This window comes from Pseudomonas sp. 05T35, from assembly GCF_056396605.1.
On sequence record NZ_JBFTLU010000724.1, the window covers coordinates 1 to 1,358 of the forward strand.

General features: G+C 50.9%; 1 protein-coding gene and 1 pseudogene. Both read right to left on the reverse strand.

From position 1 onward, the window contains the following. Positions 1–939 (reverse strand): glycosyltransferase family 39 protein (locus AC1DH9_RS29240; protein ID WP_477809346.1); only part of this gene is annotated, 939 nt, incomplete at its 3' end. A gap of 77 nt (positions 940–1,016) precedes the next feature. Then, positions 1,017–1,358, reverse strand: a pseudogene (locus AC1DH9_RS29245) (glucosyltransferase domain-containing protein); the annotation flags it as partial.

Genomic DNA, 1,358 nt, shown 5'->3' on the forward strand with positions numbered 1-1,358 from the left:
CCCCCACAGTGCATCCAGTGCCATTGCCAGAATCATCGGAAAGCCCAGCGCAGCAAACACAAAATAACGGTAAATAAACAGTGGCCGAACCAGTGAGACCCCTGCAATCAATACCAACGGAAACCAGGTATACATGACGAGCAGCGTGCTGAGTTTTTTCTCACTCGTGTCCCGCATGACAATGACTGCCGACACCAGCAACATCAATAACGGCACACTGTAGAATAGCCAGATTGACTCTTTTGGCCCATCGCTATAACTCACAAACTGCCAGAACGCTGAAACCACCGTAGGAACATCCAGCGGCGCTATCCAGTTAAAGCCGGAAAACCTTAACTGGTTCATCAGGCTCGGCACCCAGGGCATGAACAGTAAAACGACCGTTCCATTGGCCAGCCACCATGCAGGCGCTAACAACTTGCTCTGACACCTCAATACCAAAAGCCAGGCCCAGTGTGATGCCATGCACACAGCGGCAAAATAGTGAGTATAAAGTCCTGCCAGCATCAGCAACGCATAGACGGCAAGCGGCCAATGACTGCCTGTACCTTTTACCCAGTAGACAAAAGCAATTGTTGCGCTAACCATTAACAGCGCAAGCAACGCATACATGCGAACTTCCTGACTGTAGCGTACCGCTATGGGTAGTAACGCCAACATGGTTCCGGCCAGCATCGCCGCCCGTCGCGTACTGACCAGACGAACCAGCCAGATGCCCAGCCCGACGCTTGCGACGTCCGCCAGCGCGCTCAGGCTTCGGGCAGCAAAAACGCCATTTCCGAACACATTCATCCATTCATGCAACACCAGATAATACAGCGGCGGGTGCACATCCCGGGCCGTATGGAACAGGATTTGGGAGGGTGAATATGAACTCAACAGCAAGGTAAAGCCTTCATCGGCCCAGACAGCGGGTTTGCTCAAGGCGTAAAAACGCACCCCTGCCGCCACGAGAATAATCAGCAGTATCCAGCACGTGTTCTGGAGAGTGCGGGTACTCGAATGGTTAACCCGGCTTACCACTTATCCTCTCCAGAAGAGGGCACTTCCTTMATAACGATAAAACCATAATCGCCAATCACGTACATAGAATAAAATTTGCTGTCCACCACGGGCGTGTACCGTTGATACCCTACCAGCGTCGCATTTTTCCGTTCATTTTCGATAACGACATTGGTAATTCCCTCCCTGAGCAGATTTTCAGACAGCATGTAAAAATCAATATTGAGTATGTATTTCAGCACCGGGATGCGCTCAAAACTTCCCTTGGCGCTTAGCAACCAACTGTTTGAATAGCTGATTGACATGTATATCCGCTTCGCTTCGCGCAAGCCTTGATGAGAGGCAATATCATAGGC